Annotated in this window: 21 protein-coding genes and 1 tRNA gene; 2 read left to right on the top strand and 20 right to left on the bottom strand. The window is 41.8% G+C overall.

The features are described 5' to 3' along the window. Positions 1 to 48: 48 nt before the first annotated feature. The 13 genes from KFE17_09030 to KFE17_09090 form a co-directional block, all read right to left on the bottom strand. Positions 49 to 648 carry an HD domain-containing protein gene (locus KFE17_09030; GenBank protein QUO31038.1) on the bottom strand — a complete coding sequence of 200 codons (600 nt, stop codon included), beginning with the start codon at positions 646 to 648 and terminating at the stop codon, positions 49 to 51. A 63-nt stretch (positions 649 to 711) separates the two neighbouring features. After that, on the bottom strand, positions 712 to 1152 hold the full coding sequence (locus tag KFE17_09035; protein QUO31039.1) for a MarR family transcriptional regulator: 441 nt from the start codon (positions 1150 to 1152) through the stop codon (positions 712 to 714). Between the two features lie 64 nt (positions 1153 to 1216). Continuing rightward, positions 1217 to 2278 carry a nitronate monooxygenase gene (locus KFE17_09040; protein ID QUO31040.1) on the bottom strand — a complete coding sequence of 354 codons (1062 nt, stop codon included), beginning with the start codon at positions 2276 to 2278 and terminating at the stop codon, positions 1217 to 1219. 16 nt (positions 2279 to 2294) lie between these two features. Continuing rightward, positions 2295 to 4022: an acetyl-CoA carboxylase carboxyltransferase subunit beta gene (locus KFE17_09045; protein ID QUO31041.1), complete on the bottom strand. Its 1728-nt coding sequence runs from the start codon at positions 4020 to 4022 to the stop codon at positions 2295 to 2297. A 52-nt stretch (positions 4023 to 4074) separates the two neighbouring features. Beyond that, positions 4075 to 5439, bottom strand: a complete 1365-nt coding sequence (locus KFE17_09050) for an acetyl-CoA carboxylase biotin carboxylase subunit (GenBank protein ID QUO31042.1) — start codon at positions 5437 to 5439, stop codon at positions 4075 to 4077. 8 nt (positions 5440 to 5447) lie between these two features. Next, positions 5448 to 5876, bottom strand: a complete 429-nt coding sequence (fabZ, locus tag KFE17_09055) for a 3-hydroxyacyl-ACP dehydratase FabZ (protein QUO31043.1) — start codon at positions 5874 to 5876, stop codon at positions 5448 to 5450. A 2-nt stretch (positions 5877 to 5878) separates the two neighbouring features. Beyond that, the gene (gene accB, locus KFE17_09060) at positions 5879 to 6388 is read right to left on the bottom strand and encodes an acetyl-CoA carboxylase biotin carboxyl carrier protein (protein ID QUO31044.1); all 510 of its coding nucleotides are present in this window, start codon (positions 6386 to 6388) and stop codon (positions 5879 to 5881) included. Positions 6389 to 6401: 13 nt separating this feature from the next. Beyond that, complete coding sequence (gene fabF / locus KFE17_09065) at positions 6402 to 7640, bottom strand: beta-ketoacyl-ACP synthase II (protein ID QUO31045.1); 1239 nt, start codon at positions 7638 to 7640, stop codon at positions 6402 to 6404. Positions 7641 to 7650: 10 nt separating this feature from the next. Then, complete coding sequence (gene fabG, locus KFE17_09070; protein ID QUO31046.1) at positions 7651 to 8391, bottom strand: 3-oxoacyl-[acyl-carrier-protein] reductase; 741 nt, start codon at positions 8389 to 8391, stop codon at positions 7651 to 7653. After that, positions 8385 to 9314, bottom strand: coding sequence for an ACP S-malonyltransferase (fabD, locus tag KFE17_09075; GenBank protein ID QUO31047.1), 930 nt, complete (start codon positions 9312 to 9314; stop codon positions 8385 to 8387). Before fabD ends, fabG begins: the two co-directional genes overlap by 7 nt. Before the next feature lie 78 nt (positions 9315 to 9392). Next, positions 9393 to 10337 (bottom strand): enoyl-[acyl-carrier-protein] reductase FabK, encoded by a 945-nt coding sequence (gene fabK, locus KFE17_09080; GenBank protein QUO31048.1) that lies wholly within the window; start codon positions 10335 to 10337, stop codon positions 9393 to 9395. Between the two features lie 29 nt (positions 10338 to 10366). Next, complete coding sequence (gene acpP, locus KFE17_09085; protein ID QUO31049.1) at positions 10367 to 10603, bottom strand: acyl carrier protein; 237 nt, start codon at positions 10601 to 10603, stop codon at positions 10367 to 10369. A 142-nt stretch (positions 10604 to 10745) separates the two neighbouring features. Beyond that, the gene (locus KFE17_09090) at positions 10746 to 11750 is read right to left on the bottom strand and encodes a ketoacyl-ACP synthase III (protein ID QUO31050.1); all 1005 of its coding nucleotides are present in this window, start codon (positions 11748 to 11750) and stop codon (positions 10746 to 10748) included. A gap of 297 nt (positions 11751 to 12047) precedes the next feature. Between KFE17_09090 and KFE17_09095 the strand changes: the two genes are divergently transcribed. Further along, positions 12048 to 12131, top strand: a tRNA-Leu gene (locus tag KFE17_09095). Between the two features lie 129 nt (positions 12132 to 12260). On the opposite strand, the gene KFE17_09100 is transcribed toward KFE17_09095, so the two are convergent. The 7 genes from KFE17_09100 to KFE17_09130 all read right to left on the bottom strand — a co-directional run bounded on the left by KFE17_09100 (position 12261) and on the right by KFE17_09130 (position 18730). Then, complete coding sequence (locus KFE17_09100) at positions 12261 to 12656, bottom strand: hypothetical protein (protein ID QUO31051.1); 396 nt, start codon at positions 12654 to 12656, stop codon at positions 12261 to 12263. A 141-nt stretch (positions 12657 to 12797) separates the two neighbouring features. Beyond that, complete coding sequence (locus KFE17_09105; protein ID QUO31052.1) at positions 12798 to 13901, bottom strand: hypothetical protein; 1104 nt, start codon at positions 13899 to 13901, stop codon at positions 12798 to 12800. Between the two features lie 11 nt (positions 13902 to 13912). Beyond that, positions 13913 to 14506, bottom strand: coding sequence for a hypothetical protein (locus KFE17_09110; protein ID QUO31053.1), 594 nt, complete (start codon positions 14504 to 14506; stop codon positions 13913 to 13915). A 20-nt stretch (positions 14507 to 14526) separates the two neighbouring features. Further along, a complete protein-coding gene (locus tag KFE17_09115) occupies positions 14527 to 15507 on the bottom strand; it encodes a hypothetical protein (GenBank protein QUO31054.1) in 981 nt (326 codons plus the stop codon). After that, positions 15501 to 15932 carry a signal peptidase I gene (locus KFE17_09120; protein QUO31055.1) on the bottom strand — a complete coding sequence of 144 codons (432 nt, stop codon included), beginning with the start codon at positions 15930 to 15932 and terminating at the stop codon, positions 15501 to 15503. The genes KFE17_09115 and KFE17_09120 overlap by 7 nt, the downstream gene beginning before the upstream one ends. A 56-nt stretch (positions 15933 to 15988) precedes the next feature. Then, positions 15989 to 17953, bottom strand: a complete 1965-nt coding sequence (locus KFE17_09125) for a hypothetical protein (protein QUO31056.1) — start codon at positions 17951 to 17953, stop codon at positions 15989 to 15991. Positions 17954 to 18289: 336 nt separating this feature from the next. Beyond that, complete coding sequence (locus KFE17_09130; GenBank protein QUO31057.1) at positions 18290 to 18730, bottom strand: hypothetical protein; 441 nt, start codon at positions 18728 to 18730, stop codon at positions 18290 to 18292. A gap of 454 nt (positions 18731 to 19184) precedes the next feature. On the opposite strand from KFE17_09130, the gene KFE17_09135 reads away from it, so the two are divergent. After that, on the top strand, positions 19185 to 19532 hold the full coding sequence (locus KFE17_09135; GenBank protein ID QUO33679.1) for a GntR family transcriptional regulator: 348 nt from the start codon (positions 19185 to 19187) through the stop codon (positions 19530 to 19532). The last annotated feature ends 1 nt before the right edge of the window (position 19533 follow it).

Here is a 19533-nt window from a genome sequence, read left to right on the forward strand (position 1 = left end):
CTTCCGCAGTTCTTAGCATTTTATCTGCGCCTCTTTTCGGGGAGTATTTTATTTCTCAATGATATTTCCTTTAGCAATATGAGATTCTACAACCTCTTGAATCGTATTCCAGATTTCCTCCGATGTCTCCTGAACTTTTTCGTTTCTTTTATAAATCTGGCTCTTATGAACTCCATGCTCGTTCCAGCTTCTTCCTCCTGACGCATCATTTAACAGCAGCGGCTGAAAATTATCAAGCAGATGCGCATACTTGGCATCCGGCGTCTCGTAAGCTTCAAATTCCTCCCATAGTTCCCGGAAGTACATACCCTGATCTTCCGGCAGGATTCCAAATATCCTGTCTGCAGCCTTCACTTCTCTCTCTCGCTTGGACTTAGCGCCTTCACTGTCATAAGCATACGTATCTCCGGCATCAATTTCTACCAGATCATGGAGCAGCACCATTGTCATAACTTTCGCCACATCCACATCCTCTGATACGTATTCTTTCAAAAGCACTGCCATCAATGCAATGTGCCAGGAATGTTCTGCATCATTCTCCTTGCGTGTGCCGTCTGCCAGATATGTCTGACGGAAAATACTCTTTACTTTATCAATCTCTTTTATAAATGCAATCTGCTTTTGTAATCTCTCGTTCTCTGCCGTCATCTTTTTTCTCCTTTTCCGTATTCCGGGCTTTACATTACTGCATAAGATCTGATTCCTAATACACTATGCCTTATAACTTCTGAAAAATTCTGACAGCCCTTCCAGCGTCTTCATCAGCACCGGAAGTTCCTCTTCCCCAAGTTTATCAAGCACCGCCTGAGTCATCTGGTGATGAAACTCCTCGTGATGACGGTAAGCCTTCTCTCCCTTCTCAGTCAGACTGACATACACAACGCGTCGGTCTTTCTCGCTTCGTCTCCTGACAACATATTTCTTATTTACAAGACTGTTCATCGCTGTTGTCAATGTCCCGACCGTTACATTCAGCTTTCTCGCAATCGTTGACATATTATTGCCTTCACCTAGTCCAATGGCCTCAATGACATGCATATCATTATTCGTAATATCCTCGAATTCCTTTGTAATGATTGCTTTCTCTTCTAATTCCCATATCTCATTAAACAAATGTACCAGTATATCATTAATCGTCTCATATGCACTCATTTCGCCATCTCCCGCATTGTCTTATCGTTTCTGTAAACCCTTCTCTTATTTCTATTATACGGATTTAGAAAAAAGATTCAATGACTTCTTTTACGGTTTCTATTCGTGTGGCTTTCCAGGCTTTGGCACCGCAAAAGAGCAGTCCCTCATCTGTCTCTCCTTTCACAGCATGGATTAATGCATCTGTGATACAGTACGGAATCTGCTGTGGCTGACACCCGTGAAGACATCCGTGACAACTGTGGGAAATTTTTTCGCCGGCAATGACTCTTTTCATAAATGGATTTAGAATTGCCCTTCCCGGCATCCCCACCGGACTTTTTACAATCGCAATATCTTCTTTTCCTGCTTTCAGATAAGCCTCCTTATATCGTTGATCTGCATCGCATTCCTCTGTTGTTACAAAGCGGGTTGCTACTTGAATCGCATCTGCACCGAGTTCGAAAACACTATCTGCTTTTTCTTTCGTATCAATTCCACCGCCCACCGCTGTCATAATCCGGCATCCCGACACTTCTTCATAGCTTTTTACCACATCCAGGATTTTTCGGATCTCATTTCTATAATCTACCTGCTCCAGCTCTCTAAGCTGTGCTTCAGAAAATCCAAGATGCCCTCCTGCCTGCGGACCTTCTATGATCAGAAGTTCCGGAACAACATGATGTTTTTTCCACCAGTACTTCAAAATGACCTTTGCCGCTTTCTCCGTTGATACAATCGGGGCAAGCATCGTTTTGTTCCCTGAATCCTTCGCCCATGCCGGAAGCTCTGTCGGAAGACCTGCTCCGGATACAATCAGATCCGCTCCAATCTCAACCGCCTTTTTCACATAGGCTTCGCAGTGATTCATCGCCATCATAATATTAAATCCAATAATCCCGTCCGGTGCTGTCTTCCTTGCCTTCGTATACTCCTTTTCCATGGCTCTTAGATTTGCTTCCAACGGATTGCTGTCGAAATCCGGTTCCCGAAATCCAATCTGCGCCGCAGAAATAATTCCCACACCGCCTTCTCTCGCAACAGCTCCGGCAAGTCCTCCGAGGCTGATTCCGATTCCCATTCCTCCTTGAAGAATGGGATATTTCACTGACCGCTCTCCAAGTTTCCACGGTTGTCCTCTGTTCATACACTTACCTCCGCTGTTAAAACTTTCGAAATCTCTCATATCTCTGTTCCAAAAGTTTCTCTATATTCAAATTGCTATATTTCACAAGAAATTTATTCATTTCTTCTCTTAGTGTCTTGCAAACCAGTTCTACATTTTCTCCCGTCAATACTTCCGGCTCATCAATGATCTGTTCAATCATTCCCATCTCTTTTAGCTCTTCTGCCGTAAGCTTCATCACTTTAGCAGCCTCTTTTGCCCGTTTACTGTCTTTCCACAAAATTGCTGCAAAACCTTCCGGTGATAAGATCGAATATACTGCATTTTCCAGCATCCATACTTCATCGCCGGACGCCAGCGCAAGCGCTCCTCCGCTTCCGCCTTCTCCGGTCACAATTGTCAGAACCGGCACCCTCAATCCTGCCATTTCAAACAGATTTCTGGCAATTGCTTCTCCCTGTCCCCGCTCTTCTGCCTCAATGCCGCAAAAGGCTCCGGGCGTATCTACAAAACAAATAACCGGACGGCCGAATTTTTCTGCCTGCTTCATCATTCGAAGCGCTTTCCGATAGCCTTCCGGTGATGCCATGCCAAAATTATGTGCAATATTTTCTTTTGTTGAATTTCCCTTTTCCTGGGCAATTACTGTTACCGGTCTTCCTTCAAAAGAAGCAATTCCTGCTAAAATCGCCTTATCATCGCCAAAATAACGATCCCCATGCATCTCGACAAAATCATTGAATAGACTGCGAATATACACAGAACCTGATGGGCGATCCTTTGCCCTGGAAGCAAGCACCTTATCCCACGGTGTTTTTTTGCCGGAGCGCAAAACCGTTATTTTTTCCTCTTCCGGCATTGCAATTATTCCTTCTGTTTCTTTCGGACAGGCTTTATGCAGTCTCAGAAGTTTTCCAAGAAGTTCTTTCATTTCTCCTCGCTCTGCGATACCGTCAATAAATCCATGTTCCAGAAGGAATTCTGATCTCTGAAATCCTTTCGGCAGTTTCTGACCGATTGTCTGTTCAATGACACGCGGCCCCGCAAAACCAATCAATGCATTTGGTTCTGCCAGAATAATATCCCCAAGCATTGCAAAGCTTGCAGTAACTCCTCCTGTTGTCGGATCTGTCAGCACCGAAATATATAAATTTCCTTCATCACTATGTCTTCGCAATGCCGCTGCGGTCTTAGACATCTGCATCAATGAGACCATGCCCTCCTGCATTCTGGCACCGCCAGAGCAGGCAAATAAAATTACAGGGAGTCGTTCTTTTGTCGCTCTCTCCACCGCTCTTGTAATTTTTTCACCTACAATATGTCCCATACTCGCCATCAGAAATCTTCCGTCACAAACTCCAAGAACGGTCTCTTCTCCATGGATCCGTGCCTTTCCGATTACAACGGCTTCGTTCAGCCCTGTTTTTTCCTGAAGCGAATCAATCTTTTCCTCATATCCTTTATACCCAAGTGGATTTACTGTTGAAAGTTTTTCATCCCATTCTTCAAAACTTCCTTCATCTGCAATCATCTCAATTCTGCGATTGGCATGCATTCGGAAATATCCGTGACATTCCGGACAAATATAGTTATTCTGCCGCACTTCCTCTGCCAGAATAGCTGCCTTACAAAAATTACATTTTTTCAACAGACCATCCGGAACTTCCGGTTTCCCATCTGTTCTTCCACATTCATTTATTTCTTTCGAAAGTTTTTTCACAACAAGGTGATTCTTTCTTTTCTGAAATACTTCTTTCAAATTCATCTGCTTTTCCTACCACTTTCCGACAGTCTCAAGTTTTTTCAATCAAAGCCTTTTATTGTGACAGCTGTGCTTCTCTCTGAGACTGCATATGTTCAATAAATTCAATGTCAATATTTCCCGCTTCATAGTCCGGATGATTCATAATCTCATATTGATAATCAATATTCGTTTCGATTCCTTCGATCATCGTCTCTTCCAGTGCACAGCGCATTTTTACGATTGCATCCTGTCGGTTCTCTCCATGCACAATTAACTTCGCTAACATAGAATCATAATATGGCGGAACAGTATAACCGCTGTAGATGGCTGTATCAATCCGGACGCCTCTTCCGCCTGGCAAATACAGTTCAGTAATTTTCCCAGGTGACGGCCGAAAATTCTTCTGTGGACATTCTGCATTGATACGGCATTCAATCGCATGTCCCCGCAGAACAACATCTTCCTGACAATAAGTAAGCGGAAGTCCTGATGCAATGCGAATCTGTTCTTTGATCAGATCAATTCCTGTTACCCACTCTGTTACCGGATGTTCTACCTGAATCCGCGTATTCATTTCCATAAAATAAAATGCCCCGCTCGGTTCCAGAAGAAATTCAATTGTACCGGCATTTTCATATTTAGCAGCTTTTGCAGCCCGGACAGCTGCCTCGCCCATCTTATGACGCAGTTCTTCCGACAATGCTGCAGACGGCGATTCTTCGATTAATTTCTGATGATTTCTCTGCACAGAACAGTCACGCTCTCCCAGATGGATCACGTTCCCAAATTTATCTGCAAGAATCTGAAATTCAATATGTCTTGGATGACTTACAAAATGCTCTATATACATTGTTCCGTCTCCGAATGCCATCTCTGCTTCTTTCTGCGCCGTCTGAAAACATGCTTCAAACACATCCGGAGTCTTAGCCATGCGCATTCCCTTGCCTCCGCCTCCAAGGGCAGCCTTAATCATTACCGGATATCCGATGCGCTTTGCTTCTCTGGCTCCGGTTTTTGCATCAATGATCGGTTCCTTGCTTCCCGGAATTACCGGTACACCGGCGTTCATCATCGTATTTCTTGCAGCAGATTTATTGCCGAGACATTTAATCATTTCCGATGAAGGTCCGATAAATGTAATGTGACATTGTTCACACAAGCTGGCAAATTTGCTGTTTTCTGAAAGAAATCCGAATCCCGGATGAATAGCATCCGCTCCCGACACGATTGTGGCGCTTAAAATACTTGCCATATTCAAATAGCTCTCTCCGGACGCTGCCGGTCCGATACAGATTGCTTCGTCTGCAAGCTGGGTGTGCAGCGCATCTCTGTCTGCTTCTGAATATACTGCTACCGTCTCAATTCCCATCTCTCTGCATGCCCGGATAATCCGAACTGCAATTTCTCCTCTGTTTGCAATCAATACTTTCTGAATCATCTTCTCACCTAACCGATCATAAATGTCAGTTCTGCACTGACAACCACTTTTCCATCCACACTGGCAATCGCTTCTCCGATTCCGACCGGACCTTTTTTCTTCACAATCCTTGTCTCAAGTCTTACCTTATCTCCCGGAACAATCTTTCCTTTGAATTTACATTTCTGAATTCCGCCAAAATATGCAATTTTACCGCGATATTCTTCCTGACTAAGAATCGCCACTGCTCCTGTCTGGGCAAGCGCTTCCACTGTAAGAACTCCCGGCATAACCGGTTCCTGCGGAAAATGTCCGGCAAAAAACTCTTCCCGATAAGAAACGCATTTATATCCTACAGCATATTCTCCCGGCTCATAATCTTCGATGTAATCTATCAAAAGAAATGGATGCCTGTGGGGAATAATTTCCTGAATCTCCTTTATTCCAAGTCTCTTCATTCTTATAACACTCCATCCGCAATTTTAAATAAAGTCTGACCGTATTCCACTGCTTCTCCGTTTTTTACACAGATTTCTGTAATCACACCATCCTGCTCGCTCTCAATCTCATTCATCAGCTTCATGGCTTCTACAATGGCTAATACCTGCCCTTTCTTCACTTGGCTTCCCACTGTTACAAATGGTTTGGCACCTTCCTGCGGAGCTTCGTAAAATGTTCCAACAAGCGGAGATACTATTTCCTTTTCTTTATCAAAAATCGTTTCCTTTAAGACCGTACTTTCCTCTTTTATCTTGCACGGTACTTCCATATCAGAAACATCTTCAGGCTGCTTTAAAGTGTGTCCATCATTTCTTTCAGATGAAATACTATATTCTTCCATGCCCTTGTTGGAATATATTTTTATTTCTTTTCCCATAGAAATCTTTACACCTTTTTCTTCATATTTAAATTGCTTCAGTTTTGAATCTGAAACTACATTAATAAGCCTGATCAGCTGCTCAAATTCCATTGCTTCTTACCTCTTATTCTATATACTCTTTTATTAGAAGTGTTGCATTGTGCCCACCGAATCCAAGAGAATTACTCATCGCACAGCGAATTTTGCGATGTACCGGACTTCCAAACGTATAATTGAGCTCGCACCCTTCATCGGACTCACGGCTTCCCATCGTCTGATGTACATATCCCTCTTCCATCGCTTTCACACACGTTACCAGTTCCACACCGCCTGCTGCTCCAAGCAAATGTCCGATCATGGATTTTGTAGAATTAATCGATACCTCTTTTGCCGCCTCTTTTAGCGCTGTCTTAATCGCCTTCGTTTCAAATAAATCATTGTGATGAGTACTTGTTCCGTGCGCATTGATATAATCTACTTCTTCCGGAGCGACTCCGGCTTCCTCCATCGCAAGCTTCATCGCTTTTGCAGCTCCGCTTCCGTCTTCTGCCGGAGATGTAATATGATATGCATCGCATGTTGCTCCATAGCCGCATACTTCCGCATAGATTTTCGCTCCTCTGCTTTTCGCATGCTCCAGTTCTTCCAACACCACAATTCCTGCTCCCTCTCCAATAACAAAACCACTTCTGTCTTTATCAAATGGAATCGAAGCTCTAAGTGGATCTTCTGTTGTTGTAAGCGCTGTTAAGTTCATAAAACCGGCTACTGCGCTTGGGCAAATAGCACTTTCCGTCCCACCTGCCAACATCACATCTCCATCTCCATACTGAATTGCCCGGAATGCATCACCAATACAATGGGTTCCGGTTGCACATGCTGTTACTACATTGGTACATTTCCCTTTCATTCCAAATTGAATTGCCACATTTCCTGCTGCCATATTGGAAATCATCATAGGTACCATCAATGGATTCACTCTTCCGGGACCTTTTTCCTGAATTTTCGTATACTCACTCTCCACTGTCTCCAGGCTTCCGATTCCGGAACCAATAATAACTCCACAGCGAAATGGATCTTCTTTCTCCATGCACAAACCTGCATCTTCCATAGCTTCTTTGGCCGCTGCAACTGCATACTGCGAAAATTTAGCCATTCTCTTTGCCGATTTAAAATCCATATAATCTTTTGCCTGAAAATTCTTCACTTCTGCTGCCAGTTTTACTTTATATTCAGATGTATCGAATCTTGTAATGTTATCAATTCCAACACATCCCTTTTTTATATTGCTCCAAAATTCATCAACCGAATTCCCGATGGGCGTAATTGCCCCAAGTCCCGTCACAACTACTCTTCTTTTCATGATCTATCTCCTACATTACCATACCGCCGTCTACTTGAAGCACCTGACCTGTGATGTATTTCGCCTGCTCAGATGCAAGAAATACAACTGCACTTGCCACATCTTCCGGTGTTCCAAAATGTCCCAGTGGAATCTGATTTTTTGCCTGTTCCTGAACCTTTTCAGAAAGTACACTCGTCATCTCCGTTTCAATAAATCCCGGCGCTACTGCATTTACCGTAATTCCCCGGCCTGCCAGCTCTTTTGCTGCGGATTTTGTCATACCGATCACCCCTGCTTTTGAGGCTGCATAATTCACCTGCCCTGCATTTCCGGCTATTCCTACCACCGAAGACAGATTGATGATCCGCCCGCAGCGCTGTTTTACCATAATTCGGGAAACAAATCTCATGCACTGAAAAGTTCCTTTCAGATTCGTTTCAATGACTTCATCAAACGCCTCCTCAGACATCCTCATCAATAGCTGATCCTTTGTAATTCCTGCGTTATTCACCCAAATATCAATGTGACCGTACATTTCTGCCACTGCTGATACAAATTTTTCACAGGATTCATAATCTGACACGTCGCACTGCATAACGGCAGCTTTTCCGCCTCTGGCTTCAATTTCTTCTTTTACAGCCATGGATCTTTCTTCCGAATGATGATAGTTAATCACAACTTCTGCGCCCTCTTCTGCAAGCGCAAGCGCAATTGCTCTTCCAATCCCTCTCGCTGCTCCGGTTACTACCGCAATCTTTCCTGTTAACATGATTCAATTCCTTTCCTGATCAGTTCCTGCAGATCTTCCCACTCAGAAATCCGGTAAACTGTCATCTGTTTGTTAATCTTTTTCATAAATCCTGTCAAAGTATTTCCCGGACCAATCTCCACAAAGGTAGTGATCCCATCAGCAATAAGCTTCTCCATGCTCTGCTGCCATCGCACAGGAGATGATACCTGCTCCGAAAGCAATGCTTTTGTTTCCTCAATTTCTGTCACATAGTTTGCTGTCACATTTGTCACATATGGGATCTCAAGCGGCATGAAGTCAACTGTTTCCAAAACTTTCTCCAATTCTTCCCCTGCCGGTTTAAGCAGCGGCGAATGGAATGGTCCGCTCACATTCAAAGGAAGTATCCTTCTTGCTCCGGCCTTTCCAAGCTCTTCTGATGCTTGTTGAAGAGCTGATGTTTCCCCTGTAATAACAATCTGACCGGGACAATTATAATTGGCAATCGATACTTCAGGATAATGGTTCAGAATCTTTTCAATTTCTTCTGATGCCATGCCAAGTACCGCAGCCATCGCGCCCTTACCCTTCGGCACTGCATGTTCCATAAGAATTCCACGCTGTCTGACTGTCCGCATTCCATCTTTTACACTCATGCCTCCCGCAGAAACGATGGCACAATATTCCCCGAGGCTCAATCCTGCAGTGACATCCGGACAAATGCCGGCTTCTCTCACACACGCCTCCATGGCGAGGCAAGTCGTTACCATTGCCGCCTGCGTATATTCTGTCTGATCAAGCAGATCATTTTCTTCAAAACAAAGCGCCTTCACATCAAATCCCAATACCGCCTCTGCCTGTTCAAAAATCTCGCGCGCCAATGGACTGTTGTCATAGAATGACTTCCCCATTCCTACTTTCTGGGCTCCCTGCCCCGGAAATATAAATGCAACCTTTGCCATAAAATCCTATCTCCTTTAATCATTTCCCATACTCTGTTCTCATTCCTGATACTTTGATTCACAGAATATTCTTCCAAACTACATTACCGCCTGCTCTGCTCCCTGTTTTAGAAGCGCTGTCATTTCCTGTAGAATACGCTCTATCACTTCCCGGCAGCTCAGCTGTTCTCGTATCATAGCCGCACTTTGACCTGCCATCACACTTCCTGTAGTAACATCTCCTTCTACAACTGCCCTGCGTAATCCTCCGGCAGCTAATAATTCCAGTTCTTCCAGAGATGCTCCTTCTGCTTCGCGCTTCAGATATTCTTTTGTCATTTGATTGCGCAGTCCACGCACCGGATGACCTGTGGAACGGCCAGTTACTTTTGAATCAATATCTTTCGCTTTCAGAATTGCTTCTTTATAGTTCTCATGTACCTGGGATTCCTCTGTCACAACAAATCTTGTGCCAATCTGAATTCCCTTTGCTCCAAGCATAAATGCGGCTGCCGCTCCTCTTCCGTCTGCAATTCCGCCTGCCGCAATGACCGGGATTTTTACAGCATCTGCAATTTGAGGAACTAAAACCATCGTAGTATTTTCCCCAATATGCCCTCCTGCTTCTGTCCCTTCTGCTACAAGTGCATCTGCACCACATCTTTCCATACGCTTGGCAAGCGCCACAGAAGCCACAACAGGAATTACCCGAATTCCGGCTTCTTTCCAGAGTTTCATATACTTTTCAGGACTCCCTGCTCCAGTTGTCACAACTTTTACGTCTTCTTCCACAACAATTCGGGCTACTTCATCTGCATATGGACTCATCAGCATAATATTCACTCCAAATGGCTTCTCTGTCCGTTGCTTTACTTCTCTGATCTGCTCCCGTACCCATTCAGCCGGTGCAGCAGCGGCTCCGATAATTCCAAGCCCTCCTGCCTCCGAAACTGCAGCTGCCAGGTGATATTCTGCAACCCATGCCATACCGCCCTGAATAATCGGATATTGAATTCCAAGCAATTCTGTAATTTCTGTTCGCATCTTCTTTCCCCTTCAGAACAATTTATTCTTTATGCCAGTTTTTCATCAATATAGCGTACAACCTCGCCCACTGTTGTCAGATTCTCAAGTTCTTCAGATGGGATTTCAATTTCGTACTGTTCTTCCAAAGCCATGATCATCTCAAACAGATCAAGAGAATCTGCATCCAGATCTTCTTTAAAAGATGTTGCCTCTGTTACTTCTGCCTCATTTGCTCCTAACTCGTTTACGATTACTTCTTTTACCTGTTCAAATGTTGTTGCCATTATTCTGTTCTCCTTTTTTCAACTCTCATATCATATTCTTATATATCTTCTATATATGTAATCCGGTTTTCCCGGTCATTACCTGATTCTAATTAAGCTTCTTTTTTCTTTTCTATATTCCTGCTGCAAATTTCTCTATAAATTACCATTCAAAAATAACGGCGCCCCAGGAAAGTCCTGCTCCAAATCCTGCCAAAACAATTGTATCGCCTCTTGTCAGCATTTTCTTCCGATTCATTTCATCCAATAAAATCGGGATACTCGCTGATGATGTATTCCCATATTCTTCAAGATTCATCGGAAACTTTTCAATGTCTGCTCCTAACCGTTTCGCTGCTGCCTCTACGATACGCCTGTTTGCCTGATGAAGCACAAAATACTTCACATCCGAAATTGACGTTTTTGTTTTTTCCAAAACTTCCCGTATCACTTCCGGTACACATCGTACTGCGAATTTAAAGACTGCCTGACCATCCATCCGAATATAGCTATCCTCCGATATTGTCGTAGCCTTCTTCTTACTTATTTCGTAAAGATCAGATCCTTCTTTGTGATAGCGACTTCTACACAGAAGCGCTGTCCCTCTTTCTCCATCCGAATGAGCCGCAAAAACCGGAATAAAATTTCCCTCTGTTTCTTCTTTCTGTGCGCACAACACAATTGCCCCTGCACCATCTCCGAATAAAATACATGTACTCCTGTCGTTCCAGTCAATCAAGTTTGAAATGCTCTCCGCTCCTATTACAAGAATTTTGTAATACATTCCTGCCTGAATATAGGCTTGTGCTGCCTGAAAGGCAAATACAAATCCGGTACATGCTGCATTCATATCATAACAAACAGCCTTCTCCGCTCCTAATATTCTCTGTACTTCACATGCAATTGATGGACAAATCAAATCCGGAGACAAGGTTGCTACTAAAATCATATCAACTTCTTCCGCATGGATTCCTGCATCTTTCAATGCTCTTCTTGCTGCCTCGGCTGCCATTTGTGAAGTTGTTTCCTCAACTGCAATATGGCGCCTGGCTACACCGGTTCTCTCTCTTATCCAATCATCGTTTGTTTCTACAATTTCAGCCAGATCAAAATTCGTCACTATTTTTTCTGGGATATACGCGCCAGTTCCACATATTTTTCCTATCATTTTTTCTCTCCGGTTCTCTTTTTCAAACTTCTCAAAATATTCTTCCTACTTTCAATCCCATATTACATTTTGTTTCTAATATCTTTTATCTCAAATATTTTGATACTCAAAGTATATCACTCTTTTTTTATTTGTCAATAGAATATTTTGACTTTCAAATCTTTTTCTCCTTTCCACTTATCAGATATCACTATTCTAGCCCCAGGAATTTTTTCAAAAAGTTTTTTCAAAAAGTTTGATTTTTTTCAAAAAAACATTTGCATTTTTTTTATTCTATGATATAATAACTTTTGTCGAGCGGATATGGCGGAATAGGCAGACGCGCTAGATTCAGGTTCTAGTGAGGGTTCCCTCATGCAGGTTCAAGTCCTGTTATCCGCATTGCAAAATATTGAGTATAAAAATAAGCGTTTCATGTGGAAGCGCTTATTTTTATTTTTTTGTCTAAAAAAACGCCATCATCCCTTTTTCAAACTCTTCCGGATGATGGCGCTCTCTTACATAATACTTTTAACTTTTCTTTATGAATTTTGTACTACATTTCGGACAGGTAATCTCGATCTTACCCTTCCCTCTTGGAATTCTGATCTTCTGACCGCAAGTCGGACACTTATAAATATGATGTGTTTTTCTCTGTGCACTATCTCTTTTAAATGTACGCCACTTTGTTCTTATCTTATCAGTCATTCTCCAATATGTTTGATTTTCCGCTATTCTTTTCGCATGATTCTTAGAGAAAATTCTAAAATATGCATAAATTAATGCTGCTAGTGCCAGTACATAGAATAGATTATTCCCTGTAAACATCGATAATACAAATCCAATCAGAGATACTGTTACCAAAAATTTTGAAAACTGGTCCACTCCGTATCGGCCATACATAAATCTCATAAATTTTTCTTTCATATATTTTTCACCTCAATTTGTTATAAACACTATATTAACTTGTTTCTGTGAAAAATCAATGAACTAACAAGAAAAAAATATTAAATTCCCATAAAGACTTGAATATAGATATGAATTGCGATAAAGCTTCAACATATTCTTTTATTTATTCTGTATTCCTCTCCCACAGAATAATCTCCAGAATCCCAAAGCTCCTGAAAGAACTGCTAATCCAAGATACGCTGTGATCCATCTGTCATCTCCGGTTTTCGGACGCTCTTCCTCCAAATTTGTTCGGAAAATCCAATGTATCGCCGCATCCCTCACTGCATATTCATTTTTTAATTCTTCCGGCATAAATATTTCATAACGAATACTTCCCTTCTCATTACTTTTCCAAATTCCAAGAGAAATCTCTTCTTGAAGTTTCACACTTCTTAAATCTCCCTCATATATTATTTCATCATTTTTGTAAATAGTAATCTGCAGTTGTTCTAAAAGATCTTTCTGTTGTTCTGTCATCTCCGGACTGTCTGCTGTTCGAAAAAATAACTCTGCACTTTCTTTGAATTGGTTATGTATTTCTACACTATCAGATTGTCGGTCTCCAGGCATCAATTCAGAAAGATTCACAAAAAAATCTTCCGGTACAGCTACAAGCTCTCCTGCTCTTCCCTCCATTTTTAATGACAAATTCCGGTAATGTCTTTCTTTCTCCTGTTCTGCACCATCTTTCACATGAATACAAACTTCGGCTGTCTGATCTCCCCATGGCATCTTTGAAAGAAAATCTGGTTTGAAATTTGCCGACTGAATTGCTTCGGCTGTCATATCCAATGAGCTTTCCTTTCCACTGGTTTCCTCAGTTGCCTTTTCTGAAAAGAAAAGACTCTTAGAAAAGATTGCCTTCTCTTTTTCTTCTAATACCTCGGTGTAGTACCAATAAGGTTCCCGATAAACCCACTGATCCGAAATGCCTCTGATATCAATTTCCTTATCATTCTTTACCTGCAGCCGAATCCAACAGGATTTCGCCTGGTTTTCAATGAAAACCTGATTTTCAATACAGTCTCCCGGCGTCCATATTCCCCCGTCCGAAAAAGGATTCCCTTCCTTATCATACTGTTTTAGAGCAATGTCAATGTCACCTGTACGAACATAATTATGTACTTCTGCAGTACTACCTGTATAAGCAAATGTAACTCCAACAGCCGAATAGAGGATAGACGCTGCAAGCAACAAAATTCCTGTTATTTTCTTTTTCATGTATTCCTCCTCTATTGAATCTTTCTGCTAAGAGCATGCTCCCACGCATCCTGCCAATTTCTCTCCTTCTGAGTATCTGGATCTTTCGTCTGACAGCTTTCTTCATATATGTATACTTTCAAACTGTCTTCTTTCTTTCCACTATTCAAATCTGCCGTTTTTCCATCAATCTGAACTTCTGTCATAAGATAATCCGTCATTTCTCCCGGCTCAACCGCTTTCGTATAATAGTAGTAACCATCTTTTCCCAGTACCCACTTCGAATCTGTTCCGCAGAGTTTGTAAGTTCCAAGATCTTCTGTACTGTACAAAACCTTTGCTCGAATATAACATGCCACATTTTGCTCATCTTTTTCATTACAGATTCGAACTTTCTTCTCAATTGTCCTACTTTCCCCCGGAACAATAGACTGTTCTGGAAAATTTTCCTCAAAATATGTTGTGTTATGCCCCGGAGTAAAAAGGTTTTTCAGAGAACTCGCATCTGTCTGGTAAGCCAGGCTAAATTTATATCCTATCTTTCCCACAAAAAGTAACAGCAACATAGCCACAATTCCTGTTATCCGATATAAACTTTGCCAGCCCTGTTTTTTCTTGATATACACTTTCTCACTCCAATCTCCTTCTAATTATTAACAACAAAATTGTCAGCTTTTACAGTCGCTGTGCCATTATCTGCATTCTGATTTGCATATTTTTCGAAAGCTGTTTTGGCATACTGAATTACTGTCGCAGTATTGCCCGGAATATTATTATTGTCCTTATCTGCATCATTTCCTGTATGTGCAGCCTGAATTGCAAAAGTTTTAATTGGTACCTGAAGTTTTGCTTTATCAAGCTGTCCTTCTACACAGTTAATGAGTCTTACCTTCTCAAAGAGAGAAGTTGTCTTTGCAACAAGCACCTTGTTTGTAATATATTTCTCATAAGTATCTTTAACAAGTTTATCTTCCGTATCTGCAATCATACTATTATATGCATATGTATAAACTACATACCCCTTCACACATTCCGGATCTCCTTTCGCACGTCCTGTTGTTTCTGTTTTCAGCAAAGTCCATCCATCTGCACTATTTTTAATAGAAGTAGATAAACCGTGTCCGGTTTCTTTTCCCGTATCCAGAACTACGCTTGCCGAGTCGGCCTGATAAGATTCTCCAACCTGGAATACTTCCTCTCCATTAACGATTTTCTTAATCGGCTCACCTACTCCAAATGTAACAAACTGGTGCAGCTTTTCAAGACGATTTCCTGATTCATCCTTATCGTACAATGTCCCATCATCATTCACTTTTGTTACTTTACCATAAGGCATCTTTACCTGCATATATACATAAGCCGGTGTCTGAGAGCCTTTTCCCGCAGAAATCATCGGATTCTTTGCAATCACATCTCCCGGTACTGTCGGATTCTGATCTCCCGGCCAATTCGGCTCTGACGGCACAATCTCCAATCCTCCCTGTGTAAACTGATTAACCAGATTGCCATAATCTGTAAGATAAGCCATAGATCCCTGTCCAATCGTACTTCCGGTTGTCAAAATTGTAGCTGCTGCAACAATTCCAATCACAATCCCTTTTACCTTTTTCTGTTTTTTAACTAACATATCATATCCTTCTTTCTATCACTTTTTCTTAATAATATATAACTTACCAGTATTCCCATAATTCCCCATTTCCACTGGGATATCAGGGTATGGATGTATCCCATATATGGAATACAATATCTGTCTCCGGGCAGTTTCAATACCTTTCCCAACAATTCTTTCTCCAAAATTCCTCCCTGATCTTCCTTACCATTTGCATCTCCTTTTGTAACATACATCCCATTTTGAATGTCCACAACACGATGTGTTACCGGAATATCCCACTTCTGAAATGTAATGATATCTCCAATCTTTATGTCTTTTGGCTTCATTGTAAAAATCAGACTCCCCGTCTCCAGAATTGGTTCCATACTTCCTGACTGTATACAGTATGTGTTTATTCCAAATATCTCCGGCACTAACGGAATCACTAAAATTCCTGTCAATACTGCTGCCATAATATCGAATATAGATTTCAACACTTTTAACATAGATTCTTCCTTTATTTCTCAATCTTAACAGGATTAATGACGATGCTATTATGCGACCAGTCATCCCAACGTATTTTCTTATTGAAGAAAGTCACGCTGCTTCCCTTTGGCTTCTGCAAAAGATCTGCTGTAACTGTAAATATCTGTTCCGGTACAATTCCATACCTACTTTCTGTATTCCTCTGAATGACAACATTTTTATCTGCAGATGTCACATTTTGTAATACATAACGATTGGTTTCCACTTCTGAAACAGAGTACTGTCTTCCGCATGGAATATCTTCAAATACGGCTTCCATAGAAACATTTCCTGTCCATTCTATATTTTGTTCTACATAAGCTTTTGTAAATTCTACAGAGCGTACATAAGTATGTTCTCTCCCTTCCAGATCAACACCCGATACCCGAAATAAAAAAGTCGGATTTCCATTCGCCCACACAATATCAGAACATCGAATAACCTTTTTTATCGTCAGATCACAGCGCTTCAAATCATTTTTAATATTTAACACCACAACCGGTACACCGTTCTCCATTATCTCTGATTGATTGCCAAGATACACTTCACATCCTTTCTTCAGATCCTCTGTGATTCCATACCCATCCGGTGCTTTTAGCTCCTTTACAAGATAGTATGCTTCTGACGGAAGATACGGTGACTCTCCCATTCCGGCCTCATCTGTAGTCAGCTTCGCCACTAATTGTCCGGCATCGGCAAGAACAACTCCGTTCTTCTCTATACGATCTCTTGCATAAATTCCAAACTCTGCTCCGGCAAGCACCCTTCCATCTTCCCCGGATACCTTATGGATACGAATCTTTCCCTGGCTCATCCACTCCACACTGAATTCTGTTGTAAGTTCCGGTTCTCGGTGATAAGCAAGTCCTCCGACTGCCTGATCGTCTCCCGGTGGCCGAATAAGAAATGACATATATGTTTCCTGAATACTCCCCTTGATTTTTCCTGACGTCCAGTGTCCACTGACACCCGGTTCTGCTTCCAGACGAAATTGATCTCCTCCTTTTACAGTCGCCGCAGACTGCATTACCGCTCCGGTAATAAGATTATGCAGGCGCACTCCTGCTGGCAAAGTAAACTTCAGAAGATTTCTTGCATCTCCCTCTACTTGATAAACATCCGTCCATTGACTTTTACTTTCTTCATTCCATTTTGCATTCTGATGAGGCGGCTGTATGCTGACTTTTCCCTCCGGCGGAGCCGGAAGCATATCTCTGATCTGATAACTGATTGTCGAAATACCATCCCTCTCTTCTTTATTCAAACCAATAAATGCATCAGAATTCAGATTATATCCACTGTAAATAAATGATAAAATTGCATGGCAAAATGCATATATCTGCTTCTCACTGAAACCTGCCGCTGATGAAAAAAATGCCTCTCGAATCTCCGGTGTAAAGCCAGGTCCTCCCATCAAATAATACATTCCTTTTGTAAGATGATCATTCTGCAGTACGTCTGCAATATAATTACCACTGGAAGGAGTCCCTTTACGCGGCTCAAGACAATATGCCAATTGACCATTAATATAGAAATAATTTGTACTCCAGCTTCCATAAGAAACCCGCTCACCCACTTGAAGCACAACTTCTTCAACTGATTTTACAGAAGCAGAACTTCCTGAATTCAACGCCAGCACTACCGAAGCTTCCCTTGTTATATCTGTATCCGGTTCTTCTCCCGGCACTTCGCGCACTTCTACTTCATCGGAAGGAAGAATCCTATACCACTCTTTGTTTTCCTGCACATCCTTGCCCTTCTTCTGTTGTTCTTCATCTACATCCGTCTGCTCTGTTTCAACTCTATCTTCACTTTTTACAGATTCCGGCGGCTTCTCAATTACAGCAGCTGCTTCCCGTTCTTCCTTTGCCTGCTCCATCGCTTCTGCGCGATCCGGTATAACAATTACTCCGAACAGCAACGCAAAAAACAGCAGCATAGATATAAACCTTTTCATTCGTATCTCCTTTCTCATCTCTTACTTGTCAAACATATCTGACGCTTATATCTAACCCGCCTCCTTTCTATCCGGCTCCGAACTCTGAAATCAGTATCCCCATACTTCCAATCAGTCCTTCCTCTTCTCCTGCACAAGTTTTCCTAAAAAACTCCTAAAAAAACAGCTATCGAATATCCGGAGATATGAAAAAGAGTCCACAACTGTGAACTCTTTTTCTCCTGCACTTCCAGATCATTTTATTTATTGGCTTCTCGATATGTTTTAACAAGTTTATCATAACACAGACATGCCATAGATACTACGTCACATTACGTCAACTTACGTCATTCTCAATTATACTGCCTGTACTTTTTTGTAAGTATTTTGATGATCCGTTTTATATTTCTTTGTAATGATTGCCAGATTATCAAGCTCACTGTGATACAGTGATTGAATTTTTCTGATAGCTGCTGCACGCTTTTTCTCAAATGTTCCATGAGACATTCCGCTCTCCTGCTCAACTGCTGAATATAGCTGCCGCTCTGCATACAACGCACGCACAATCTGAAATTCTTCTCCTTCCAGACCTCGATAACACGCCCATATTCTTCGTATCGTTTCCTCCTCTTCCATAAGCCGCCACATTTCACATTGGATTTCCTTTTTCTGTTCTTCCATTAGCTGTCTGCGGCGCAGCAAAAGCGATGATACATCGTGCATCCGTACCGATGTTCCCGTAAAATCATCTGCTTTCACAGACAAAGAACGAATCATATCGTCTGTATCGCACTGCATATGGTTCAGCTCCAGAAGTCTTTCCTCAATCTCCTGAAGTTTTTTATCGTATCCTGACAGCACTGTTTTAATATAGTTTATATCAAAATTTTGAAAAATAACTGCTCCCCCCTTTCTGTTTGCCAGTACATATATTTCTTACCTAAGGGAACTAACCATAATATGCAGGATATGCTCAATACTTTATGGAATATTTTAAAAGGAAAAATGCCATACATGATACTTGGAATAGTCAATTCGATATGACAGACCGGGAAAACAGGCCTGCAGCAGAAACAGTTTGTACTGTTTTTTCATCATATCATATGTCCCTTACTGCAACAATTCTGCAAAATTACAAAAATTCAAAACAAACAGTATATAACAGTTGACAACTGTTTTATACTGTTATATACTGTTTACAAACAAAGGAGGAGCATTTATGAAACTAGCAATTATTATCAACAATTCATCTATGCAGCCTATTTACGAACAGATTCTCGATCAGATCAAAGCTCGTATCCTGCAAGGTGAATTACAGGAAAATGACACTCTCCCCTCTGTCCGCTCTCTCGCAAAAGACTTGAAGATCAGCGCGCTAACCGTTAAGAAAGCATATGATGCGCTGGAGCAGGAAGGCTTTATCATTACCGTGCACGGAAAAGGAAGCTTTGTCGCCTGCACAAATCAGGGACTGATGCAGGAAGAGTTAAAAAAAGATGTAGAGGCTGACCTGGAACTGGCCATTCAAAAGGGCAGAAGCTGCGGAATGAGTAACCAAGATTTAACTGATTTATTTCATCTTATTCTGGAGGAATCATAGC

Origin of the sequence: Faecalicatena sp. Marseille-Q4148 (genome assembly GCA_018228665.1) — a bacterium.
Taxonomy (GTDB): domain Bacteria; phylum Bacillota; class Clostridia; order Lachnospirales; family Lachnospiraceae; genus UBA9414.

Coding starts and splice junctions, on each gene's coding strand:
- KFE17_09030 (QUO31038.1), bottom strand. CDS start 648: ATGACGGCAGAGAACGAGAGATTACAAAAGCAGATTGCATTTATAAAA.
- fabZ (QUO31043.1), bottom strand. CDS start 5,876: ATGAAGAGACTTGGAATAAAGGAGATTCAGGAAATTATTCCCCACAGG.
- fabD (QUO31047.1), bottom strand. CDS start 9,314: ATGGCAAAGGTTGCATTTATATTTCCGGGGCAGGGAGCCCAGAAAGTA.
- KFE17_09135 (QUO33679.1), top strand. CDS start 19,185: ATGCAGCCTATTTACGAACAGATTCTCGATCAGATCAAAGCTCGTATC.
- KFE17_09090 (QUO31050.1), bottom strand. CDS start 11,750: ATGATAGGAAAAATATGTGGAACTGGCGCGTATATCCCAGAAAAAATA.
- KFE17_09130 (QUO31057.1), bottom strand. CDS start 18,730: ATGCAGTGCGATACAGACGATATGATTCGTTCTTTGTCTGTGAAAGCA.
- KFE17_09035 (QUO31039.1), bottom strand. CDS start 1,152: ATGAGTGCATATGAGACGATTAATGATATACTGGTACATTTGTTTAAT.
- acpP (QUO31049.1), bottom strand. CDS start 10,603: ATGGCAACAACATTTGAACAGGTAAAAGAAGTAATCGTAAACGAGTTA.
- KFE17_09040 (QUO31040.1), bottom strand. CDS start 2,278: ATGAACAGAGGACAACCGTGGAAACTTGGAGAGCGGTCAGTGAAATAT.
- accB (QUO31044.1), bottom strand. CDS start 6,388: ATGGAATTTGAGCAGCTGATCAGGCTTATTAATGTAGTTTCAGATTCA.
- KFE17_09105 (QUO31052.1), bottom strand. CDS start 13,901: ATGAAAAAGAAAATAACAGGAATTTTGTTGCTTGCAGCGTCTATCCTC.
- KFE17_09125 (QUO31056.1), bottom strand. CDS start 17,953: ATGAAAAGGTTTATATCTATGCTGCTGTTTTTTGCGTTGCTGTTCGGA.
- KFE17_09050 (QUO31042.1), bottom strand. CDS start 5,439: ATGATTCAGAAAGTATTGATTGCAAACAGAGGAGAAATTGCAGTTCGG.
- fabF (QUO31045.1), bottom strand. CDS start 7,640: ATGAAAAGAAGAGTAGTTGTGACGGGACTTGGGGCAATTACGCCCATC.
- fabG (QUO31046.1), bottom strand. CDS start 8,391: ATGTTAACAGGAAAGATTGCGGTAGTAACCGGAGCAGCGAGAGGGATT.
- KFE17_09115 (QUO31054.1), bottom strand. CDS start 15,507: ATGTTAGTTAAAAAACAGAAAAAGGTAAAAGGGATTGTGATTGGAATT.
- KFE17_09100 (QUO31051.1), bottom strand. CDS start 12,656: ATGAAAGAAAAATTTATGAGATTTATGTATGGCCGATACGGAGTGGAC.
- KFE17_09045 (QUO31041.1), bottom strand. CDS start 4,022: ATGAATTTGAAAGAAGTATTTCAGAAAAGAAAGAATCACCTTGTTGTG.
- fabK (QUO31048.1), bottom strand. CDS start 10,337: ATGCGAACAGAAATTACAGAATTGCTTGGAATTCAATATCCGATTATT.